The following is a 19,472-nucleotide window of genomic DNA, read 5'->3' as shown; positions in this document are numbered from 1 at the left end:
TTTCTACCGCCATGACATCAATCATTACGATGTCATGGCGGTTTTCTGTTTCTAAGCCGATATCTTGCGATAGAATGTTATAATATAAGCAACTATTTTATTTGGAGAGTTATGTTTCATTCGAAGGAGAGATAAAATGGACTCGGAAATTGAACTTCTGAAAAGTGCAATGTTTTTTAAAGACTTATCCGACCAAGAATTGAAGCCTTTTCTTTCAATTATGTATCGTAGGAAGCTTACCGATAGAACTATTTTATTTTTGCAAGGTGATCCGATCACCCATGTATTTATCGCAACGGCAGGGAAGATTAAAATATACAGGAACGACCAGGCGGGCAAAGAACAAGTCCTGCATTTTAAACAGCACGGGGACTTGTTTCCACATGTCGGTTTCTTCCGTCAAGGTCACTATCCAGCTCATGCACAAGCGATTGAGGATAGTGAAGTCTTTTCGATTGCTATCAAAGATTTCGAACAGGTTCTTATGTCGAATCCTTCTTTGTCCATCAAGCTTTTCAGAATGCTTGGCGATCAAATCGTCAATTTGCAGCAAAGGCTGGAGGAGCTTGCATTGCGCAGTGCGAATGAACGGATCTTGTTATTATTGCTTAGGCTTTGTGAAACACATGGATCTGTCATAGGGAAGGAAGGTTGGGTGAAGTTGAATACTCGCTTTAAAAATGCAGATCTTGCCAATATGATCGGCACTTCAAGAGAGTCAGTCAACCGGATGATTTCACAGCTGCGCAAAGATGATGCGTTGCGATTGGAAGAAGGGGAATATTTGATACGCCCAGAAATGCTGAAAGATGAATTGCTCAATTTTACTTGAATCATTACATGATAGCCATTTTGCAAACTACGATCGCGTAGTTGCAAAATGGCTTTTTTGTTGGAATCAATGTCATAGGTTTGTCACTTTCAATCTCGTTAATGTGATGTACATCACATTATTGAGAACTATTATCAACTATTATAAAAACAACAATAAAGCAATGGAGGTGTTACGAAATGAATTTGCATGAAGCACCGCTTAAAAATAAGCAAGAACAAGAAGATGAAAATACCGTAAAAGGAACAATGGTATCAGTAGGCATCGTCGGACTTGTCATCCTGGTAATGTGGGTATTGCTATTCGCCATTTATATGTACCGCTACTAATACACGATAGAGATTAGGAGGAAGAAAGATGAAAATGAATCGCTATGAAGAGATCTGGTTACTATTGAGCGGTGGGATGCTTGTCATTTTCATGCTTATTACGGGTTATCAAACATTTGCTTTTGGGATGGGGCCACCGAGCCATAAAGAGACAATTGACCCGCAAAAGGTGAATGAAACTGCACCGTTTGATAAGCCAGGCGTTTATAAGACCGGCGACAAAGAATATGAAGTAGTCATGACTTTGGAAGTCTTCAACTTCAATCCGGGGAATATTGAAATTCCGGCTGGTTCAACTGTCACTTTCATCATGACATCGAAGGATGTAGTACACGGTTTCCAAGTTGCTAACACAAACTTGAACGCGATGGTGATGCCTGGCCATATTCAAAAAGCGACGCAAACATTCGATAAACCTGGGGAATATCTCGTGTTATGCAATGAGTATTGCGGCGCAGGACATCAGCATATGAGTACGACTATAACGGTGAAATAAAGGAGGGAATTTCCTTGAATACTGCAGTAAATGTGCATCAAAAAGAAAAGAAATTAAAAACCGTTTTTAAGGATACATCAAATAAAGTGATGGGAATTGGACCAGAAGATGCCAAATTGACAAAATCATATATGAGTGTAGCTTTTATCGCTTTGCTAATCGGTGGTGCATTAGGGCTGCTGCAAGGTTTGGAAAGAGCCGGCCTCATGCAGCTGCCACACTGGTTCAATTATTATCAAGTTTTGACCACTCATGGTGTATTGCTCGTACTTGTATTAACGGCTTTCTTTACGATCGGCTATTTCTATGCAGGTTTGTCTCACACATTAGGCGGTTTATCATCAAAAGTGAGAAAAGTGGCATGGATCGGCTTTTGGCTGAAAGTGATTGGTCTTGTCGTAGCAGTTATTCCAATACTTATGAATAAAGCATCCGTCTTGTATACATTTTATCCACCTATGGCAGCGTCACCCTATTTTTATATTGGTCTAGCACTAATCGTCATCGGAGTATGGATGTGCGCTTTCGGAGCTTTCATAAGCGTAGCAAAATGGCGTAAACAGAATCCAGGAAAGCATATTCCAATTCTCGCATTCTTTGCAACAGGTGTATTTGTTTTATTGTTTTTCGGAAGTATCGGTGTCACCATTGAAGTGTTGACGTTAATTGCATGGTCTTTCGGTTGGAAAGCTACGATCAATGTCTTGCTTAGCCGCACGCTATTCTGGTCTTTCGGCCATACATTAGTGAACATATGGTATTTGACAGCTGTATCAGCATGGTATGTAGTCGTTCCTAAAATTATCGGAGGACGTAGATTTAGCGATACATTGACAAGGGTAGTCGTCATTTTGTTAGTAATCTCAAATATTCCAGGTGGATTCCACCATCAAATTGTCGATCCTGGAATGACACAAACTCTTAAATTTCTTCATCTGTTCATGAGCCTTGCAATCGGTTTTCCATCTTTGATGACAGCTTTCGCAATGTTTTATGTGTTCGAAAAAACCGGCAGGAGATTAGGGGGAAAAGGGTTGTTTGGTTGGTTAAAGAAATTGCCCTGGGGAGATGTGAGATTCCTCGCTCCGATGGTTGCAATGATTGCCTTCATTCCTGCAGGTGCTGGAGGAATTGCACAAACAACTAACCAATTGAATCAAGTCGTGCACAATACATTATGGGTAGTCGGCCATTTCCATTTAACAGTCGGCACATCTGTAATTCTGACATTCTTCGGCATCAGTTATTGGTTGATCCCTTATATATCTAAACGGGTACTGACTCCAAGGATGAATAAAATCGGCATCATCCAAACAATTATCTGGACTGTTGGCATGTTGTCCATGTCCGTTGCTATGCACTGGGTCGGATTGCTTGGATCTCCTCGAAGAACATCCTATACGACTTATGGGGATGATGCGACAGCACTCGGTTGGGATCCGTACTTGCTTTTCCTTGCTGTAGGAGGGACATTCCTGATTATCGGTGTGCTCATCCAAGTATACGCTGTATTCCATATGATGTTTTTTGCTCCAAAAGGAGAAACGCAATTTCCGATTGCCGAGCCGGAAATGCCCGAAGAAACAACGCCATTGTGGACGGATCGATGGGGATTATGGATTGTTGCCATGTTACTAGTCGTTTCCATGGGGTATGTCGTTCCGCTAGTCGATTTGATCGTCAATGCACCTCCTGGATCGCCTCCATTCATAACATGGTGAATAAAAGGGTGGGTGGTCCTGATGAGAGGCCACCTCTTCTTGAAAACAATCGAGGAGTGGGTATCATGTCAACTCGATATACGAAATTGGCTAGCTCGGTAGTATTGCTAGTCGGATTACTTATCATTTTTATCGGAACTGATGGATTCACAGCATTCACTGCCGAAAAAGCCCGTGTGAATCATTTGCTAAAAGATAAACCTGCATTTCCCGAAGTTACTATGGAGGATAGTGAGGGTCGGGTATATTCGATTGATGAATTTAGAGGAAATTATGTTCTTATAACTTTTTTCTACTCATCTTGCACGACTGTTTGCATCGATCTCGAGATGAATATGTCCGAGTTATATGAGAAAATTCCACAGAAATACATTGGAAAAGATATCGATTTTCTTAGTATCAGTTTTGATCCTGCAAGAGATGACCCCGCTACTTTAGACATTTATAAAAATATGTTCAATAGTGATGGCGAGACATGGAGAATGGCAAGAATTCCGAACCAGCAGCAATTGGAAGGTCTGTTGAAAGAGTTCGGCGTCATCGTCATTCCCGATGATTATGGGAATTTCGCTCATAATTCAGCATTCTACCTCGTAGATGGCGAAGGCAAATTAGAAGAAGTTATGGATTATACAAATGTGGATGAGGCTGCAGAAAAACTGATGGAAGTACTGGGCGGTAGGGAGGGGAGGTCATGAAGCAGGCAGCATATGGAGCAGCATTATTCATCTTCCTTGCAATTCCAGTCGTTGCAGATGTGCTCGAATCAATAATGATTATGCACATGCATATGCAAATGCCACTTCTTATATTTTGCGGCTTTCTAATTGCTGTTTTTTTCAGACGTAAGTTTCCTACGTTCTTTGCTAAATGGAATGGGGATGGGATACCAGGTATTTTACTATTTACACTTATCATGTTGTATTGGATGATTCCGCGAACGATGGATGATGCATTGACAAATATGACAGTGGAGATATTCAAATTCATTAGTTTACCGTTTCTTGCAGGCATTCCATTACGCGATAGTTGGAAAAAAATCGGTTCGGCCGGGAAAAAAGTTATATGGGTCACTTTTACTTTTATGTTTTATATAATGGGTTTTCTTTATATAAAAGCGCCTATTCAACTTTGCAACAACTACTTGCTCATCGATCAGCTCACTCTTGGATGGGGATATATGACGATGGCTATCTGCTTCACGATCTACTTGCTCTATCTTGCTTTTACAAATAAGTATGAAACGGTATAAATAGAAGCAAAACCCCTATTCCATATTCCAAGGAGTAGGGGTCGCATATTATAAAAATATTAAACGCTCTTAGCAGTTTGTACTACATTTGATTTTTTAGAGTTATGTTGTTCAGCTCTTACTTTTTTGATATCAACTTGTATTAAAATCGAAATCACTAAAGCAATCGCAAAGAGTCCGGAGAAAAATAATAAGCTGCTTTCATAGCTTCCTGTTGTGTCTTTCATCCATGCCGCAAACATTGTTCCAGCAATCCCTGCAGCCGCCCAGGCTGTTAAAATATACCCATGAATTGCCCCAAGTTGTTTTGTTCCAAAAATATCGCCGATATATGCTGGTATACATGAAAAACCACCGCCATAGCAAGTATAAATGATGGCGAGCATTACTTGGAACATAATAGCGTTTGTTGTAAATGGAAGAAGGGCAAAAAGCGCTAACTGGATAACGAAAAACGCTGTATACGTATGCCTTCGGCCGATATAGTCGGAAATAGATGCCCATCCAAGCCTTCCAGCTCCATTAAAAAGACCAAGAACTCCTACGAGAGCAGCAGCTTGTACTGTAGTCATGCCAATACTTTCTATAGCAAGAGGCTTCGCCGCAGACAAAATGGCGATTCCACAAGTGACATTTAGGAACAGCATCATCCATAGATAGTAGAATCGTTTAGTTTTGACTGCTTCATTCGCTGTCAATTGCGCTAAGTCAACTTTCGCTTCAATTTTTCCGGATTCTAGTTTTTTAACATACCCCGCAGGTGCCCAACCTTCCTCAGGTTTTTCGAGATAAAGAGAAGAGACAATCATTATTAATAAATAAGACGCTCCTAAAATATAAAAAGTATTTTGTAGGCCGACTGAATTAATAAGCGCTTCCATTATTGGACTGCTGATCGCAGCTGCAAAGCCAAACCCCATAATGGCCATTCCAGTTGCTAGACCACGTCGATCGGGAAACCATTTCACTAGTGTAGAAACGGGAGCGATATATCCTACACCCAAACCAATTCCACCCAACACACCATAAAAAACGTATAATAGCGTAAGTGAAGACATACTTACAGCAAAACCGGCACCCATGACACCCACTCCAAAGCATGTTGCCGCGAGAATACCAGCTTTACGAGGACCGTGCTTTTCAACGAAGTGCCCAAGAAATGCAGCGGACAGACCTAGAAATAAAATTGCGATACTAAACGTCAATTGAACTTGGCTCGTCGACCATCCGAATTGATCGATGAGAGGGTTTGTAAAGTTACTCCAAGCATACACGGAACCGATTGAAATATGAATCCCGACAGCAGAGGCGGCAATTAACCATCTGTTCTTCGTTTTCTTCGTTCTCCCTTTCATTTTTCACATCTCCCTTTAATGATAAAGTAATATGCCAAATAAAAATATCTTCAGATTTTTATAAAGAAGTTTCTTGATAAAATGAAGAATTTTACATTCTATTTGAATAATAAAAATTCAGAAGACATATATTTGTCACATTTCCGACATAGTACCACCATTATTTGGGTTTGTCACTTAAAAGTTAAATAAGTCGAAAAACAGGGGAAATCGTTATTTAATCCTTTCGGGATGTGTATAGACATTGAATGATTCGCCTCTAATGAATCCAACTGCAGTTATGCCTAACTCTTCAGCAAGATTTATAGCCAGTTCAGTCGGGGCTGATTTTGAAAGAACAACTTCACAACCAATTTTTGCAACCTTCAACAATATTTCGGAAGAAATTCTACCGCTAAAGACAATTACCTTGTTTTTGACAGGAATATCTTTTCTTAAACAATGTCCATAAATCTTATCAAGTGCATTATGACGTCCAATATCCATTCTCGTTAGCATGAAATCTTGCGAATCACAAAGTGCAGCAATATGGACCCCGCCTGTTTGTTGAAATAGATCGGCTTTCATATCCATTTTTTCCATCAGTGCAAAACAATCCTGAGCTGATAACAGTACGTTTCTATCTTGCATACGTTTTGCGGTAAGTGCATCATTGGCGAAAACGAAACCTTGTCTGCTCATGCCGCAGCATGAAGTAATATACCTTTTATTTTGTAGTTGTTCGAAAAAAGGGAATGTCCGGCTTGTTTGGATATGGACTAACCCTAAATCTTCTTCCAATCGTATTTCCTGTATATCTTTATAACTGATAATAATTCTTTCAGAAGCAAGAAATCCGACTACCATATCCTCGAGATACTCAGGTGTACACACGATCGTCAATAGTTCTTTGCCATTCAATTTAACTGTAATAGGATACTCGGTTGCAACCTCATCATATTTTTGTTCGAAATTACCGTTGGCAAATCGTAAAATAGACCGACGTTGAATTCGGTTCATATTTGTTCTCCTTTCACTGATCAATGATTCTATCAAACAAAAATACAGAAACTGCAATATCATCCTCTAATTTGATGTCTGAAAAGAGATGGATAAATTTTGCCCCAACAACCTCCTCAAGGCCATCCGGAGGTGATTCATCATACACTTCTTGTATCATTTTTGTTCTGGCAGAATGGACCATTTCTTTTCCTTCTCGTGTACCCGCTATGAATTTTTCAGTTGGTGTCAAGTTTCCATACAACGTAGAGATTGCCATATTATCAACGAATATAGTTGTAATCCTCTCCGGACCTTTTCCGAATAGATCTTTCCTCAACTTTCTAATAATGTCGTTGAAATCGTGTATCTTCTTAGACATTTCTAAGCGCTCCTTTTTGAAACAATATGAATTGACTTGCAATAATTCTCTAAACCTATTGAATAGTGTATTCTTCTACTCTATAATACTAGTTAGTATGGTATCGGGGTATGGCATTGCACCGATATTATCAATTCATTACTTTACATTTGGATTGGTTATTTAGCAAGCTCTGCTATTAGACTATTCCACCATAGACAAGCACACCTCAATAGCAGGTGTATTTGTCTATGGTGGTTTTTTATTTCAAAGGAGGCATTTTCATGTCAATTAAGATCAATGGAAAGGCGTTTCCGTTCAAAGAGGGCATAACGATATTACAAGTGGTCAATGAACAGAAAATCGAGCATCCGCAAATTTGTTATTTTCCAGAAGTGGACCCGATTGAAACATGTGATACATGTATTGTCGAGATGAACGGACGGCTTGTTCGCGCGTGTTCCACAAAATTAGAACCAGGCATGGATATCCAATTATCTTCTCCTCGTGCTAAGGAAGCACAAACTGAAGCAATGGATCGAATTCTTGAAAACCATTTATTATATTGCACAGTTTGTGATAACAACAACGGCAACTGTAAAATCCACAACACTGTCGATATGATGGGAATCGAAGAACAGAAATATCCTTACGAACCGAAGTGCACACAAGACAGCGTCGACTTCACGCATCCATTTTACCGATATGATCCTAACCAATGTATCGCTTGCGGACAGTGCGTGGAAGCATGTCAAAATCTGCAAGTGAATGAAACCCTCAGTATCGATTGGGAAAGGGATCGTCCAATTGTCCTTTGGGATGGCGGCGCCAAAATCAATGATTCTTCCTGTGTAGGCTGCGGACACTGTGTCACCGTCTGTCCGTGTAATGCATTGATGGAGAAATCGATGCTTGGTGAAGCTGGCTTCATGACAGGAATGAAGGAAGAGATTTTGACACCGATGATCGATTTGGTGAAAAATGTCGAGCCAGGCTACAGCGGCATTATGGCAATATCAGATGCTGAAGCTGCCATGCGCGACACAAGAACGAAAAAGACAAAGACTGTTTGTACATTCTGCGGTGTCGGATGTTCATTCGAAGTGTGGACGAAAGATCGCAAAATCCTTAAAATACAGCCTGTTTCAGATGCGCCGGTCAATGCGATTTCAACTTGTGTGAAAGGGAAGTTCGGCTGGGATTTCATCAATAGCGAAGAAAGACTAACAACTCCACTCATCCGGAAAGGCGAGTCCTTTGTGGAGGCAACGTGGAAGGAAGCGTTGGACTTAGTGGCAGAAAAATTGGGAACTATCCATCGGGAGCATGGTGAAGACAGTGTCGGTTTCATTTCTTCTTCAAAAATAACAAATGAAGAAAACTATTTAATGCAAAAGCTCGCTAGGCAAATGTTCAAGACGAATAACGTCGACAACTGTTCTCGCTATTGCCAGTCTCCGGCGACTGATGGCTTATTCCGTACAGTCGGCATGGGAGGAGATGCCGGGACGATCAAAGATATCGCAAAAGCTGGGCTTGTCATTATCATCGGCGCAAACCCTGCTGAAGGTCACCCGGTCCTAGCAACACGTGTGAAACGCGCCCATAAGCTACACGGACAAAAACTGATCGTCGCCGATTTGCGTAAACATGAAATGGCCGATCGATCAGACATTTTCATTAGCCCTAAGCAAGGGACCGACCAAGTATGGCTAATGGCAGTTACGAAATATATGATTGACCAAGGTTGGCACGATTCAAATTTCATCAAAGAAAATGTTCATCATTTTGAAGAGTTTAAGGATGTATTGAAGAAATACACTCTCGATTTCGCTGAGCATGTAACCGGTGTTCCGAAAGATCATCTCATTCGTACTGCTGAAATGATTCGTGACGCAGATGGAACGTGTATCTTATGGGGAATGGGCGTAACGCAAAATACAGGAGGTTCCGATACGTCAGCTGCCATTTCAAACTTACTCCTGGCAACCGGAAACTACCGGAGACCAGGCGCAGGTGCATACCCGCTTCGTGGCCATAATAATGTACAGGGTGCTTGTGATATGGGGACGCTTCCGGGCTGGCTACCAGGATATCAGCACGTGACGGATAATCGTGCACGTGAAAAATTCGAACAGGCATATGGTGTTGAAATTGGCAATAAACCGGGACTTGATAATATTCAAATGCTTCATGCCGTCGATGAAGGAATCATGAAAGCAATGTATATCGTCGGAGAGGATATGGCGCTTGTCGATTCCAATGCGAACCACGTACATGACGTCTTATCCAAACTCGATTTCCTAGTCGTTCAAGACATATTTTTCTCAAGGACTGCAAGGTACGCAGATGTCATCTTGCCTGCAGTGCCTTCCTTAGAAAAGGATGGTACTTTCACGAATACGGAAAGAAGAGTTCAGCGTTTGTATAAAGCATTGCCGGAATTAGGGGATGCAAAGGCGGATTGGAAAATCATCCAAGAAATAGCAACTCGTTTAGGAGCGGATTGGAATTTTGAACATCCTAGCGAAATCTTCGCTGAAATGGCTAGTCTTTCACCATTATTCAGCCAAGCTGATTATAGCAATATGGAAAACTGGGATAGCTTTTTCTGGGGCAGTCTGGAAGGGGAAAGCACGCCGTTGCTATACGTTGATGGTTTCAATTTCCCTGATGGAAAAGCAAGATTCGCTTTATCCGATTGGGTAGAGCCTGTCGTCTATGATGACGAATTCGATTTGCACATTAACAATGGCAGGATGCTTGAACATTTCCATGAAGGGAACTTGACGAATAAATCTGCAGGGATTCAATCGAAGGTGCCTGAAATTTTCGTGGAAGTATCGCCAGAGCTTGCAAAAGAGAGAGGCGTTCTCAGCGGTTCATTAGTAAGGCTCGTTTCACCGCACGGAGCTGTCAGACTGCCGGCTTTAGTGACCGACAGAGTGAAAGGGAATGAGTTATTCCTTCCGATGAACTCTGTAGAAAAAGAATCAGCTATTAACTTTTTGACGGGTACAGCAGTAGATCAAAGAACGAACACACCTGCATTCAAACAAGCAAAAGTCCGTATGGAAGTTTTAAGGAAAGAAGGCGAAAATCCTTTACCGGCAAGCAACCATCGGAACAAGAAACGACATCCTCAAAACGGGGTAGAAGTTGAACGGAAGTGGGCTAGACCAGGTTACGAGCATCTGACAGATCAAGTGGAGAAAGGGTGAGCTCTATGGCAGCGCCAATTACTTCAATTAAACTAAAAGAACTTACGCCAGCAGAAGTGCAGCAACAGAAAATGGATGAACTGCAATCCCTCATTACAGAACAGCAGCAATCATTGCAAAAAATCTTAGAAATTACAGCTGAATTGGACAATGCGGGAGTACTGGATTCTGTAAATGCAATGGTAAAGGCGAAAGATGAGATTGCAAGTATCGCTGTAACACAAGCGTCCCGGGAACCGATGACGAATCTCATCAATAATATAATGAACGCGGCGGGTCTATTGACATCGATAAATCCGGAAGTTACGGAAAGTTTGAAGGACAGCATATCAAAAGGAATCGAAGAGGCTGAATTGTATAAAGGAAATGGAGATAAAGTGTCGATTTTTCAAGTGATGACCGCACTTAACGACCCTCATATCAATCGCGCAGTGAAGTATGGTTTAGATTTTCTGAAAGGTATGGGAAAAGGGCTTGATAAGTAAATGCCGATTCTCAATTATTCTTGAAACGAATCCGTTTTTCATGCGTATGTATGAAGAGTGGAAGAAAAAGAATAATAGGGAGTGAGCTTTCTTTGCAAAATAATGAATATGAAGTCCATGAAGGAATACAAGTCAACCCATGGACTGCCATATGGCTTCATCCGAGAAAAACCGTCCAATATGTGAAGGATTATAAAACAGGCAGTTTCGTACTTGGCATTTCGGCAATTACTGGAATCATACACTTCCTTGACCAAGCTGTGAACAATGATTTAGGGGAGACCTGGAATCTCGCCTCTATTCTATTAATTTCATTGATTGTCGGACCAATTATAGGAGTAATTGCACTATATGTAGTATCGGGAATATACCATGCTTTATCACTTCTGTTTGGCGGCTCGGGAACATTTGAGGAATCGCGAAAGGCGTACACGGTTTCTAATATCATTATTGTGATTATCGGAGTTATTTGGATACCGGATCTGCTTATTTTGGGTCAAGGCAATTTTATTAGTGACTATGATTTCTCGGTTGGACAATTTATTTGGATGATCGTCTCTTTACTTGTCAACTTTGTTGGAGGAATTTGGTCGTTGGTAGTCCTCGTTGCCGCATTTGCTGAAGTTCATCAGTATGCTATTTGGAAAGCTGTATTGGTTGTACTATTGCCGATTATCATTCTTGTAGTCTTTTTAGTCATTATTATTGCATTAACGACACCAGCTTTGTTTTAATTATGAAAAAAAGTTCGTCTCAAAGCCGTTTATAGCTTTAAGACGAACTTTTTAATGTGGGTTTATTGATTCATCGTCATTCTTTTGCTCTTGCTCCGTCTTTCTGTATGAGTTGACCATCGCTTCCTTATAATCGCCTAGAGTGGAAAATTCATGAAACCTCTTCGCAAACTTTCGATTCCGCAATTCAATTTCATTTCGTTTCGTAATGTTTCGCTCAACCCTGTCCATCGATCATACCTCCTCCGGATCATTATTATTTAGCTTACCCGGAAAACATGACAATATGACAGCGATGTAGGAATGACAGGGATAAGTCTACCGAAGTTGAATTTATTTTGAATCATCTACGAATTTGCCGTAATCGGGAACAGCAATCGATTGGAAATTAGAAACAAGCTTATTTAAGTTTTCATCTAGCCATTGCCCTTCAACCGGAACTCCATGGCCTGTAATAGCAATTTTCGGTCTCAAAGCCGCTAATATGCCGACTGACTGTTCAGCCGTATCCCAATCTGGCGTCAAATAGCGGGGAGGCCCACCTATTTCTTTTTCCTGAGTAAACACTTTATACAACTCATCCTGGATGACTGTTACGAATGCATCACCAACAATCATGGCGTGATCGTCATTACGGAACATAGAAATATGGCCAACGGAATGTCCTGGTGTGTGAATCCATTTCCAACCGGGCATGAATGGCACCGTATGATCGTCTGGTAGTGCATGCGCTTTTGATCCGATATTTGTACTTTCATGAGGAAACATGAACGATAATTTGGCAACCATCCCTCCCTCGACAGTCGTGTCAGGTTCAGGGTAATTTTTTTGTCCGGTAATATAAGGAAGCTCTAACGCATGTGCATATACGGGTACGTCCCAAACCTCCAATAAATCAACCAGTCCACCGATATGATCGAAGTGTGCATGTGTCAAAATAATCGCTTTTGGCGGATTGTCTTTACCAAATCTCCTTTCGGCTTCTTCTCTAATCTTTTCACCTGACGTAGGCATACCTGCGTCAATTAAAACCCAATCATTTCCTTCGCCGGCAAAACCGAAAAATATGACATTGACGATTTGAACCGTATAGCAGTATAAGTCGGGAGCTACTTCAAATCCTTTTCCACTAGTCACAGATGTCATAGGTTGAAATCTATCCGTTGAAGAACTTCGTTCCATGCATACTCCTCCTACCTACTATTAGTTTGTTTTCACATTTACTTTACTATGCGTGTTATTTTCGGTGTCATACGGCCGATCCTAAAAAAGGGCAGCAAAACTGTTGCTCTTACCAAATCATCTCTTTATAATAGAAAGGTACTCTAATTTGTCTCAGTAGCTCAGGGGATAGAGCAACAGCCTCCTAAGCTGTGGGTCGCAGGTTCGATTCCTGCCTGGGACGTTCCATTACATAGCGAAGGCTGTCCGAATGTCAGGTGAATCTGATTCATTCGGGCAGCCTCTTTTTTAAATTTGAATCATTTTTTTTCGGGATTGATACTATTAGGTTCATCCCCAAGACGATTCATCCCCTGGGATAGCGCTTCATTCGGGGTTTCCTGAAATGAGTAGCCTTTTTCAAAAATGGTTTCAGGATCCATTCCATTTGGCTCTTTGTCCGAGTTAGCATCGTCCTTCATTCCTAAAGATTGCTGTTGGGACGCTTCGGTTTTCTTGCTATTTTCCACGAAATCATTTTTAAATTCTTTCTCCATGTGAACATCCTCCTTTATGTTTCTTACGTATGCTTTACGTAATCCTATATTCTTCAATTTCCTTTTTCGACAGAATCAAAACGTTGACCAATCATATACTAAGTGGAATTGTTAGTGAACGAAGATTTCGAAAATTTATAAAGGGGTTTTCTTTATAGAGAAACCGTGGTATATTATCAATACGTTAACAGACTAAAGTGTTAAAGTGAGACTATGAAAAGGGGAGATAACAATGAAAAAATATATGACATTAATGATCATTTCAATAGTTGCATTGCTTGTCGTGACTGGTTGCGGTAAGTCAAAAACAGAAGGCTCAGAAGGGAAGAACGTTCTCGTCATCGGTGTGGACGATAAATTTGCTCCAATGGGTTTCCGTGATGAGAACAACGAACTCACTGGATTCGACATTGAATATGCGAAAGCTGCAGCTGAACATATGGGGATGGAAGCAAAATTTCAACCGATCGATTGGAAAACAAAAGAAACTGAATTGAGCAGTGGACGAATCGATTTGATTTGGAATGGGTATACGATAACGGATGAACGAAAAGGCAAAGTGCTTTTTACAAAGCCGTACTTGAAAAATGCACAAGTAGTAGCAACATTAGCTGATTCCGACATCGCTAAACTCAATGATTTATCCGGTAAAAAAATTGGGTTGCAAGCACTTTCCTCGGCTGCGGACGCATTAAGCGACAACCCGATTCAATCTGACATCAAATCGATTTCGGAATATGCGGACAATGTTCTTGCCCTATCAGACTTAAAATCAGGCCGTGTCGACGCAGTAGTCATTGACGAAGTTGTCATCGATTATTATATGTCCAAAGAAGAAGGCGTTTTTAAAGTGTTGGACGAGTCTTTAGCGCCTGAGGAATATGGAGTCGGTGTAAAAAAGGGCAATGAGGAATTGCTCAAAAAATTACAAGGCGCTTTAGATAAAATGAATGAAGACGGCAGTGCGGCAGAAATCTCCACGAAATGGTTCGGGGAAGATAAAGTACTTAAATAATGAAACGAGCATGCCGGGTTTTCGATGAGAAAACCTGTTTTGCTTTTTAGAAGGAGTTATCATATGTCTATCGATTATTTCTTATCCATCTTGAAACCGATGCTGGAGGGAGCCCAAGCAACGATAATTTTATTTATCGTTGCCATCATAGTATCCATTCCGCTTGGCTTCATGTTAACCCTTATTGCGAGGAGCTCTATTAAGCCGTTAGCTTATTTGGCGAATACTTATATTTACTTAATGCGTGGGACACCGCTCTTATTGCAACTGTTATTCATAGTTTTCGGCTTGCCGCTTATTCCCGTCATCGGAGAATATTTAGTACTTGATCGGTTTGTCGCAGCATGTTTAGGTTTCATCTTAAATTATGCGGCCTACTTCGCAGAGATTTTTCGTGGCGGTCTGCTCGCTATTGATAAAGGCCAATATGAGGCCGCACAAGTGCTTGGATTGAATCGATGGCAGACGATGAGAAAAGTTGTTCTTCCACAGATGTTCCGTATTGCATTGCCTTCTGTTGCAAATGAGTCGGTTACGCTAGTGAAGGATACGGCCCTACTTTACGCAGTGGCGGTGCCTGAATTGCTGCATTTCGCGCAAACAGCCGTCAACCGTGACTTTACAATAACTCCTTTCTTGTTGGCAGGCGTCATATATCTTCTTATTACATTATGTTTGACAATGTTCTTCAAATGGTTGGAAAGACGGTTGAGGTTCGATTAACTTTTATACAGTTATGCAGGATTGATAAAGAGGAGTGTAATTCATGGCAATTCTTGAAGTGACAAATATAAGAAAATCATTTGGTCCCCTTGAAGTACTAAAACAGATTAGTTTTGAAGTGAATAAAAATGATGTAATCGCAGTCATCGGACCATCTGGATCGGGGAAAAGTACGATGCTCAGGAGTCTAGTCCATTTAGAAGAATTGGACGGGGGAAGTGTGTCGGTCAACGGAAACTATATTGTAAAGGATGGAATTTATTCGAAACCTCAACAAGTGAAACAGATTACATCCAATATGGGAATGGTTTTTCAGCATTTCAATTTGTTCCCGCATCTTACTGTAGTTGAAAATCTTGAACTTGCGCCAAAGCTTCTTAAGCAAGGAAGTGCAATGCAAAACCGTGAATTAAGTATGGAATTATTAGCGAAAGTTGGCCTTTCCGACAAAGCAGATGTTTTGCCTTCCAAGCTTTCCGGCGGTCAAAAACAGAGGGTGGCTATAGCCCGTGCATTAATGAGAAAACCTGAAATTCTCTTGTTTGATGAACCTACATCTGCCTTGGATCCGGAATTGACGGGAGAAGTACTTCGTGTCATGAAAGATCTTGCTCAGGAAGATATGACCATGATTGTTGTAACTCATGAAATGGAATTTGCAAAGGATGTAGCAAATAAAGCGATTTTCATGGATAGAGGTGAGATTGTGGAATCAGGAAGTCCCGTAGATTTATTGAGCAATCCACAAATGGATCGGACAAAGGCATTTTTACACCGAACAATATTCAAGTGATCTGTAGAATAAAACAAGAAATGCAACTATGCAGTCGGGAAACTATACCCGGCTGCTTTTCATTTCGACAACAATGTGAACTGGCGTAAGGGAGGAGTAAAATATGATACACTACGGTTATTAAGTATGTACTGTATAAGGAGATGTTTAAATGAATCAAACCGCAGATTCAATTGGCGGGAAGCCTTTCAAAAAAAGAAATTATCGGCCGGCGATTATCATTTTATCGGTCGTATTAATTGGTATTATTGGCTTATTATCGGGTAGGCAGGGTGTGGAGGATTTTGATGCGTTTGATGTTACGATCCTTCCGTTGATGAATGCAATTTTCAATACCTTTACGTTCTTTTTCTTAGTAGCTGCACTCATTGCTATTAAAAAGAAGAATGTAAATGTCCATCGAAAATTCATCTATGCCGCATTTTGCACAACTGCTTTATTCCTTGTTACTTATGTAGCTTTTCATTATTTGTCCCCGTCCACTCCATATGGCGGCAGCGGCATTTTAGCTGGAATCTACTATTTTGTCCTCATCACACATATAATTCTCGCAGCGGCAATCGTTCCGCTTGCTTTAACAAGTGTTGCTAGGGCTTGGAACAGGGAGCATGAACGTCATCGCAAAATAGTGCGCTGGACGATGCCGATTTGGCTATACGTCAGCTTTACAGGTGTTCTTGTTTACATATTGATTTCTCCCTATTATTAAAATAAAAAAAGGCTGCTCCCATTGAGAGGGAACAGCCTTTTTCGTTTGTTAGATAAGCGGGCGATCGGGATAGTCCAAGCGTGTGGCTGTGTAATCGCCATCTACTAATACAAGAATTTTGCCTTCATTAAAGTAATCATTATAGCGATTTGCTTCTTCTTCAGGAATACCCATACCGATCAATGCTCCAGCGAGTCCGCCGACTCCTGCTCCTGCAGCTGCTCCAGTAATCCCTGCTACGATTGGTCCTGCTGCAATGATCGGGCCGACTCCGGGAATAGCAAGCGCTCCGATACCCGCTAACACACCACCAAGGCCGCCAAGCAAACCACCCGTTGCAGCCCCTGTCGCCGCGCCGTCTGCAGCATGGGTTCCAGTTTGTTCTTCGATGTTATCTACATGATCTCTATCTTTGCTAATGATAGAAATATCATTGGAACTATATCCTTGTCTTTTCAATTCCTCGATTGCAGCAACAGCTTCCGATTCAGTATCATAATAACCTACCACGTGTCTTTGTACCATTTCAAAACGCCTCCTAATAATTTTTTATTCTAGGTGAGTGCTATTCTAGAAAATACCCAATCAATTCTATTTAAAACATTGAAATAGATTTAAAACGTCGATACCGGGTATTTAACTAACTACAGAAGAGGAGGAATAGAAATGGATTATTTTATAAATGGAATGAAACTCGTTATCGGTTTGATTACTTTTATGGTCGTCATCCGGCTTTTAGGGAAAAAGCATTTGGCCGAGATGACGCCTTATGACATCATTTATTTAATAATGTTCGGGGGAATTCTAGAAGAAACTTTATATGATAATAAAACGAGTATATGGATGTTCCTATTCTCCATGGTTGTATGGGCACTATCCATATTCGCTATCGAGAAATTGGTATCTATCTTCAATCCATTGCGCATTCTTCTAAAAGGAGAGCCAGACCAATTGATTTCAGATGGAAAAATCAATCAGAAAGCGTTTAAAAAAAATCAACTGGAAATGGAGCAAGTCCGGACGATGCTCCGTCAACAAGGAATTTTTTCATTAAGGGAAGTGCGTGATATGTATATCGAACCCGGTGGACAAATATCGATCAATTCGTTCGCCAAATATAAACCAGTTGTAGCGGATGATTTGGATATTAGAAAAAAGGAGGAAGAGCCAAGTGTTCTGCTAATTGATGAAGGGGAAGTGAAGACGGAAGTATTGAATGCTATCGGAAAGTCCGAGCAATGGCTGCAGACAGAGATTCGCGAAAAAGGTTATAATCAAGCGAAGGAAATTCTCTATTGCGAATGGTCGAAGACTGATGGTTTCTTCATTAAAGGATTTGCTGATACTATAGAATTGAATGGACATCAGCCGAGCTGATCGATATTGTCCACTATATCAAAATTGTATCCGAATCGTATTCGGGTGAGAGGTGCATTTATGAAAATAGTTGTCGGAGGGTTGCAATGGGCGGTTTTTTTAATCGCATCCTCAATTGCGGCTCCTATTGCAATCGCCCATGGGTTTGGAATGGAGGCTGCTGAAACCGCCCTATTCGTTCAACGTACGATGTTTGTTCTCGGCATCGCATGTCTCGTCCAAGCTTTTATCGGTCATCGTTTGCCGATCAATGAAGGACCAGCGGGATTATGGTGGGGGATTTTCGTCATCTATGCAGGAATGGTAGGTATCGTATATCCTACTGGCGAGGATGCGTTGCAAGCTTTGCAAAGCGGAATGCTTGTCAGCGGCTTCTTGTTTATCTTATTGGCTATGAGTGGAATGATTTCTAAAATGAAAGATCTTTTCACTCCATCAGTTACATTTACATATTTGATGCTGCTCATTTTGCAATTAAGTGGTACTTTCCTAAAGGGAATGGTTGGTGTTGAAAGTGCTGGAGGCAAGATAGATGGCCTTATATTCCTCGGAAGTTTAGCGGTTGTCTTTATGACGTTCAGTACGATGAACCATAAAGTGCCCTGGGTCTCAAGGTATTCCGTCCTATTGTCGATCGGATTCGGTTGGATTCTCTTTCTGATAATCGGAAAGGCGGATCGTGTAACGCTTGAAGGCGGGCAATTTATTCGACTTCCCGATTTATTCGTGTATGGGAAACCGGTTTGGGATAGCGGCATGTTCATTACTGCTAGTTTTATTACGCTTTTATTGATTGCAAATATGATGGCGTCCATCCGTGTTATGGAAAGCTTACTGAAACAATCTTTTTCCATAACGCCGCCTGACCGGATGAAACAAGGCTCCATCGCTTCAGGAATCAACCATATATTCGCAGGAATCTTTTCAGCAATCGGGCCAGTCCCGATTTCAGGTGCAGCGGGGTTTGTTGGTGCAACAAGAATGGCGTCGCTTACGCCGTTCATAACGGGAAGCATTATTGTTATTCTAGTTACACTCATTCCATCGATCATGTCTGTGTTTGCTGTACTGCCTGCACCGGTTGCATACGCAGTCACGTTTGCAATATTTACGAAAATGGTAGAGATGGCATTCTATGAGCTTGCTGCCGAGCCGAAGAAAGATCGTGCCTATAAAGTGTCAGCCATTGGTTTAATGATAGGCGTGGGTATCATGTTTATTCCGCAGGAAAGCATGTCTGGTTTGCCGAATGCAATTGTAGCTGTTTTATCGAATGGCTTAATTACAGGTACAATTATTGCAATTATAATTGAACAATTCTTTATGTGGAATGAACGCCGGATAGAAAAATTGCAATGAAAAAAGCTGTCGAT

General features: G+C 41.1%; 22 protein-coding genes and 1 tRNA gene. 16 read left to right on the top strand and 7 right to left on the bottom strand.

Translation table 11 applies throughout. The annotated features are described in order from the left end of the window. Positions 1-136 precede the first annotated feature (136 nt). The 6 genes from ACTHPA_RS11730 (at position 137) to ACTHPA_RS11705 (ending at position 4,630) form a co-directional block, all read left to right on the top strand. Positions 137-832 (top strand): Crp/Fnr family transcriptional regulator, encoded by a 696-nt coding sequence (locus ACTHPA_RS11730; RefSeq protein WP_440500459.1) that lies wholly within the window; start codon positions 137-139, stop codon positions 830-832. A 179-nt stretch (positions 833-1,011) separates the two neighbouring features. Continuing rightward, on the top strand, positions 1,012-1,161 hold the full coding sequence (locus ACTHPA_RS11725; RefSeq protein ID WP_440500457.1) for a cytochrome C oxidase subunit II: 150 nt from the start codon (positions 1,012-1,014) through the stop codon (positions 1,159-1,161). 28 nt (positions 1,162-1,189) lie between these two features. Further along, on the top strand, positions 1,190-1,657 hold the full coding sequence (locus tag ACTHPA_RS11720; protein WP_440500455.1) for a cytochrome c oxidase subunit II: 468 nt from the start codon (positions 1,190-1,192) through the stop codon (positions 1,655-1,657). Positions 1,658-1,746: 89 nt separating this feature from the next. Then, positions 1,747-3,378, top strand: coding sequence for a cbb3-type cytochrome c oxidase subunit I (locus ACTHPA_RS11715; protein ID WP_440500695.1), 1,632 nt, complete (start codon positions 1,747-1,749; stop codon positions 3,376-3,378). A 62-nt stretch (positions 3,379-3,440) separates the two neighbouring features. Further along, entirely contained in the window at positions 3,441-4,076 is a 636-nt protein-coding gene (locus ACTHPA_RS11710; protein WP_440500694.1) for an SCO family protein, read from the top strand. Continuing rightward, complete coding sequence (locus ACTHPA_RS11705; RefSeq protein ID WP_440500454.1) at positions 4,073-4,630, top strand: hypothetical protein; 558 nt, start codon at positions 4,073-4,075, stop codon at positions 4,628-4,630. The genes ACTHPA_RS11710 and ACTHPA_RS11705 overlap by 4 nt, the downstream gene beginning before the upstream one ends. Before the next feature lie 59 nt (positions 4,631-4,689). On the opposite strand, the gene ACTHPA_RS11700 is transcribed toward ACTHPA_RS11705, so the two are convergent. The 3 genes from ACTHPA_RS11700 to ACTHPA_RS11690 form a co-directional block, all read right to left on the bottom strand. Then, positions 4,690-5,985, bottom strand: coding sequence for an L-lactate MFS transporter (locus ACTHPA_RS11700; protein WP_440500453.1), 1,296 nt, complete (start codon positions 5,983-5,985; stop codon positions 4,690-4,692). Between the two features lie 213 nt (positions 5,986-6,198). Next, complete coding sequence (fdhD, locus tag ACTHPA_RS11695) at positions 6,199-6,984, bottom strand: formate dehydrogenase accessory sulfurtransferase FdhD (protein WP_440500452.1); 786 nt, start codon at positions 6,982-6,984, stop codon at positions 6,199-6,201. 13 nt (positions 6,985-6,997) lie between these two features. Continuing rightward, a complete protein-coding gene (locus ACTHPA_RS11690; protein WP_440500451.1) occupies positions 6,998-7,345 on the bottom strand; it encodes a DUF2294 domain-containing protein in 348 nt (115 codons plus the stop codon). 263 nt (positions 7,346-7,608) lie between these two features. Between ACTHPA_RS11690 and fdhF the strand changes: the two genes are divergently transcribed. The 3 genes from fdhF (at position 7,609) to ACTHPA_RS11675 (ending at position 11,764) form a co-directional block, all read left to right on the top strand. Beyond that, the gene (gene fdhF, locus ACTHPA_RS11685) at positions 7,609-10,545 is read left to right on the top strand and encodes a formate dehydrogenase subunit alpha (protein WP_440500450.1); all 2,937 of its coding nucleotides are present in this window, start codon (positions 7,609-7,611) and stop codon (positions 10,543-10,545) included. Between the two features lie 5 nt (positions 10,546-10,550). Next, positions 10,551-11,030 (top strand): DUF1641 domain-containing protein, encoded by a 480-nt coding sequence (locus ACTHPA_RS11680; protein ID WP_440500449.1) that lies wholly within the window; start codon positions 10,551-10,553, stop codon positions 11,028-11,030. A gap of 92 nt (positions 11,031-11,122) precedes the next feature. Continuing rightward, complete coding sequence (locus tag ACTHPA_RS11675) at positions 11,123-11,764, top strand: YIP1 family protein (protein ID WP_440500447.1); 642 nt, start codon at positions 11,123-11,125, stop codon at positions 11,762-11,764. Between the two features lie 51 nt (positions 11,765-11,815). Here ACTHPA_RS11675 and ACTHPA_RS11670 read toward each other — a convergent pair whose 3' ends face one another. Together ACTHPA_RS11670 and ACTHPA_RS11665 are read right to left on the bottom strand one after the other, a co-directional pair. After that, positions 11,816-11,995 carry a hypothetical protein gene (locus tag ACTHPA_RS11670; protein WP_440500445.1) on the bottom strand — a complete coding sequence of 60 codons (180 nt, stop codon included), beginning with the start codon at positions 11,993-11,995 and terminating at the stop codon, positions 11,816-11,818. Between the two features lie 102 nt (positions 11,996-12,097). Further along, on the bottom strand, positions 12,098-12,946 hold the full coding sequence (locus tag ACTHPA_RS11665; protein WP_440500444.1) for an MBL fold metallo-hydrolase: 849 nt from the start codon (positions 12,944-12,946) through the stop codon (positions 12,098-12,100). 150 nt (positions 12,947-13,096) lie between these two features. Between ACTHPA_RS11665 and ACTHPA_RS11660 the strand changes: the two genes are divergently transcribed. Further along, positions 13,097-13,169, top strand: a tRNA-Arg gene (locus ACTHPA_RS11660). 76 nt (positions 13,170-13,245) lie between these two features. On the opposite strand, the gene ACTHPA_RS11655 is transcribed toward ACTHPA_RS11660, so the two are convergent. Further along, on the bottom strand, positions 13,246-13,482 hold the full coding sequence (locus ACTHPA_RS11655; protein ID WP_440500443.1) for a hypothetical protein: 237 nt from the start codon (positions 13,480-13,482) through the stop codon (positions 13,246-13,248). Between the two features lie 232 nt (positions 13,483-13,714). On the opposite strand from ACTHPA_RS11655, the gene ACTHPA_RS11650 reads away from it, so the two are divergent. From ACTHPA_RS11650 to ACTHPA_RS11635, 4 genes are all read left to right on the top strand, one after another. Then, a complete protein-coding gene (locus tag ACTHPA_RS11650) occupies positions 13,715-14,497 on the top strand; it encodes an amino acid ABC transporter substrate-binding protein (RefSeq protein WP_440500441.1) in 783 nt (260 codons plus the stop codon). Positions 14,498-14,560: 63 nt separating this feature from the next. Further along, positions 14,561-15,220: an amino acid ABC transporter permease gene (locus ACTHPA_RS11645; protein WP_440500440.1), complete on the top strand. Its 660-nt coding sequence runs from the start codon at positions 14,561-14,563 to the stop codon at positions 15,218-15,220. 43 nt (positions 15,221-15,263) lie between these two features. Beyond that, a complete protein-coding gene (locus tag ACTHPA_RS11640; RefSeq protein ID WP_440500439.1) occupies positions 15,264-16,013 on the top strand; it encodes an amino acid ABC transporter ATP-binding protein in 750 nt (249 codons plus the stop codon). Between the two features lie 151 nt (positions 16,014-16,164). Next, complete coding sequence (locus ACTHPA_RS11635) at positions 16,165-16,722, top strand: DUF420 domain-containing protein (protein ID WP_440500438.1); 558 nt, start codon at positions 16,165-16,167, stop codon at positions 16,720-16,722. Between the two features lie 48 nt (positions 16,723-16,770). Here the strand turns inward: ACTHPA_RS11635 and ACTHPA_RS11630 are convergent, their stop codons facing one another. After that, positions 16,771-17,247: a general stress protein gene (locus ACTHPA_RS11630; RefSeq protein ID WP_440500436.1), complete on the bottom strand. Its 477-nt coding sequence runs from the start codon at positions 17,245-17,247 to the stop codon at positions 16,771-16,773. A gap of 141 nt (positions 17,248-17,388) precedes the next feature. On the opposite strand from ACTHPA_RS11630, the gene ACTHPA_RS11625 reads away from it, so the two are divergent. Both ACTHPA_RS11625 and ACTHPA_RS11620 read left to right on the top strand, forming a co-directional pair. Further along, positions 17,389-18,099, top strand: a complete 711-nt coding sequence (locus ACTHPA_RS11625) for a DUF421 domain-containing protein (protein ID WP_440500435.1) — start codon at positions 17,389-17,391, stop codon at positions 18,097-18,099. Positions 18,100-18,159: 60 nt separating this feature from the next. After that, the gene (locus tag ACTHPA_RS11620; protein ID WP_440500434.1) at positions 18,160-19,458 is read left to right on the top strand and encodes a purine/pyrimidine permease; all 1,299 of its coding nucleotides are present in this window, start codon (positions 18,160-18,162) and stop codon (positions 19,456-19,458) included. The last annotated feature ends 14 nt before the right edge of the window (positions 19,459-19,472 follow it).

Origin of the sequence: Sporosarcina sp. SAFN-015 (assembly GCF_051966875.1) — a bacterium.
Taxonomy (GTDB): domain Bacteria; phylum Bacillota; class Bacilli; order Bacillales_A; family Planococcaceae; genus Sporosarcina.
This window is presented reverse-complemented; position numbering and strand designations above follow the sequence as displayed.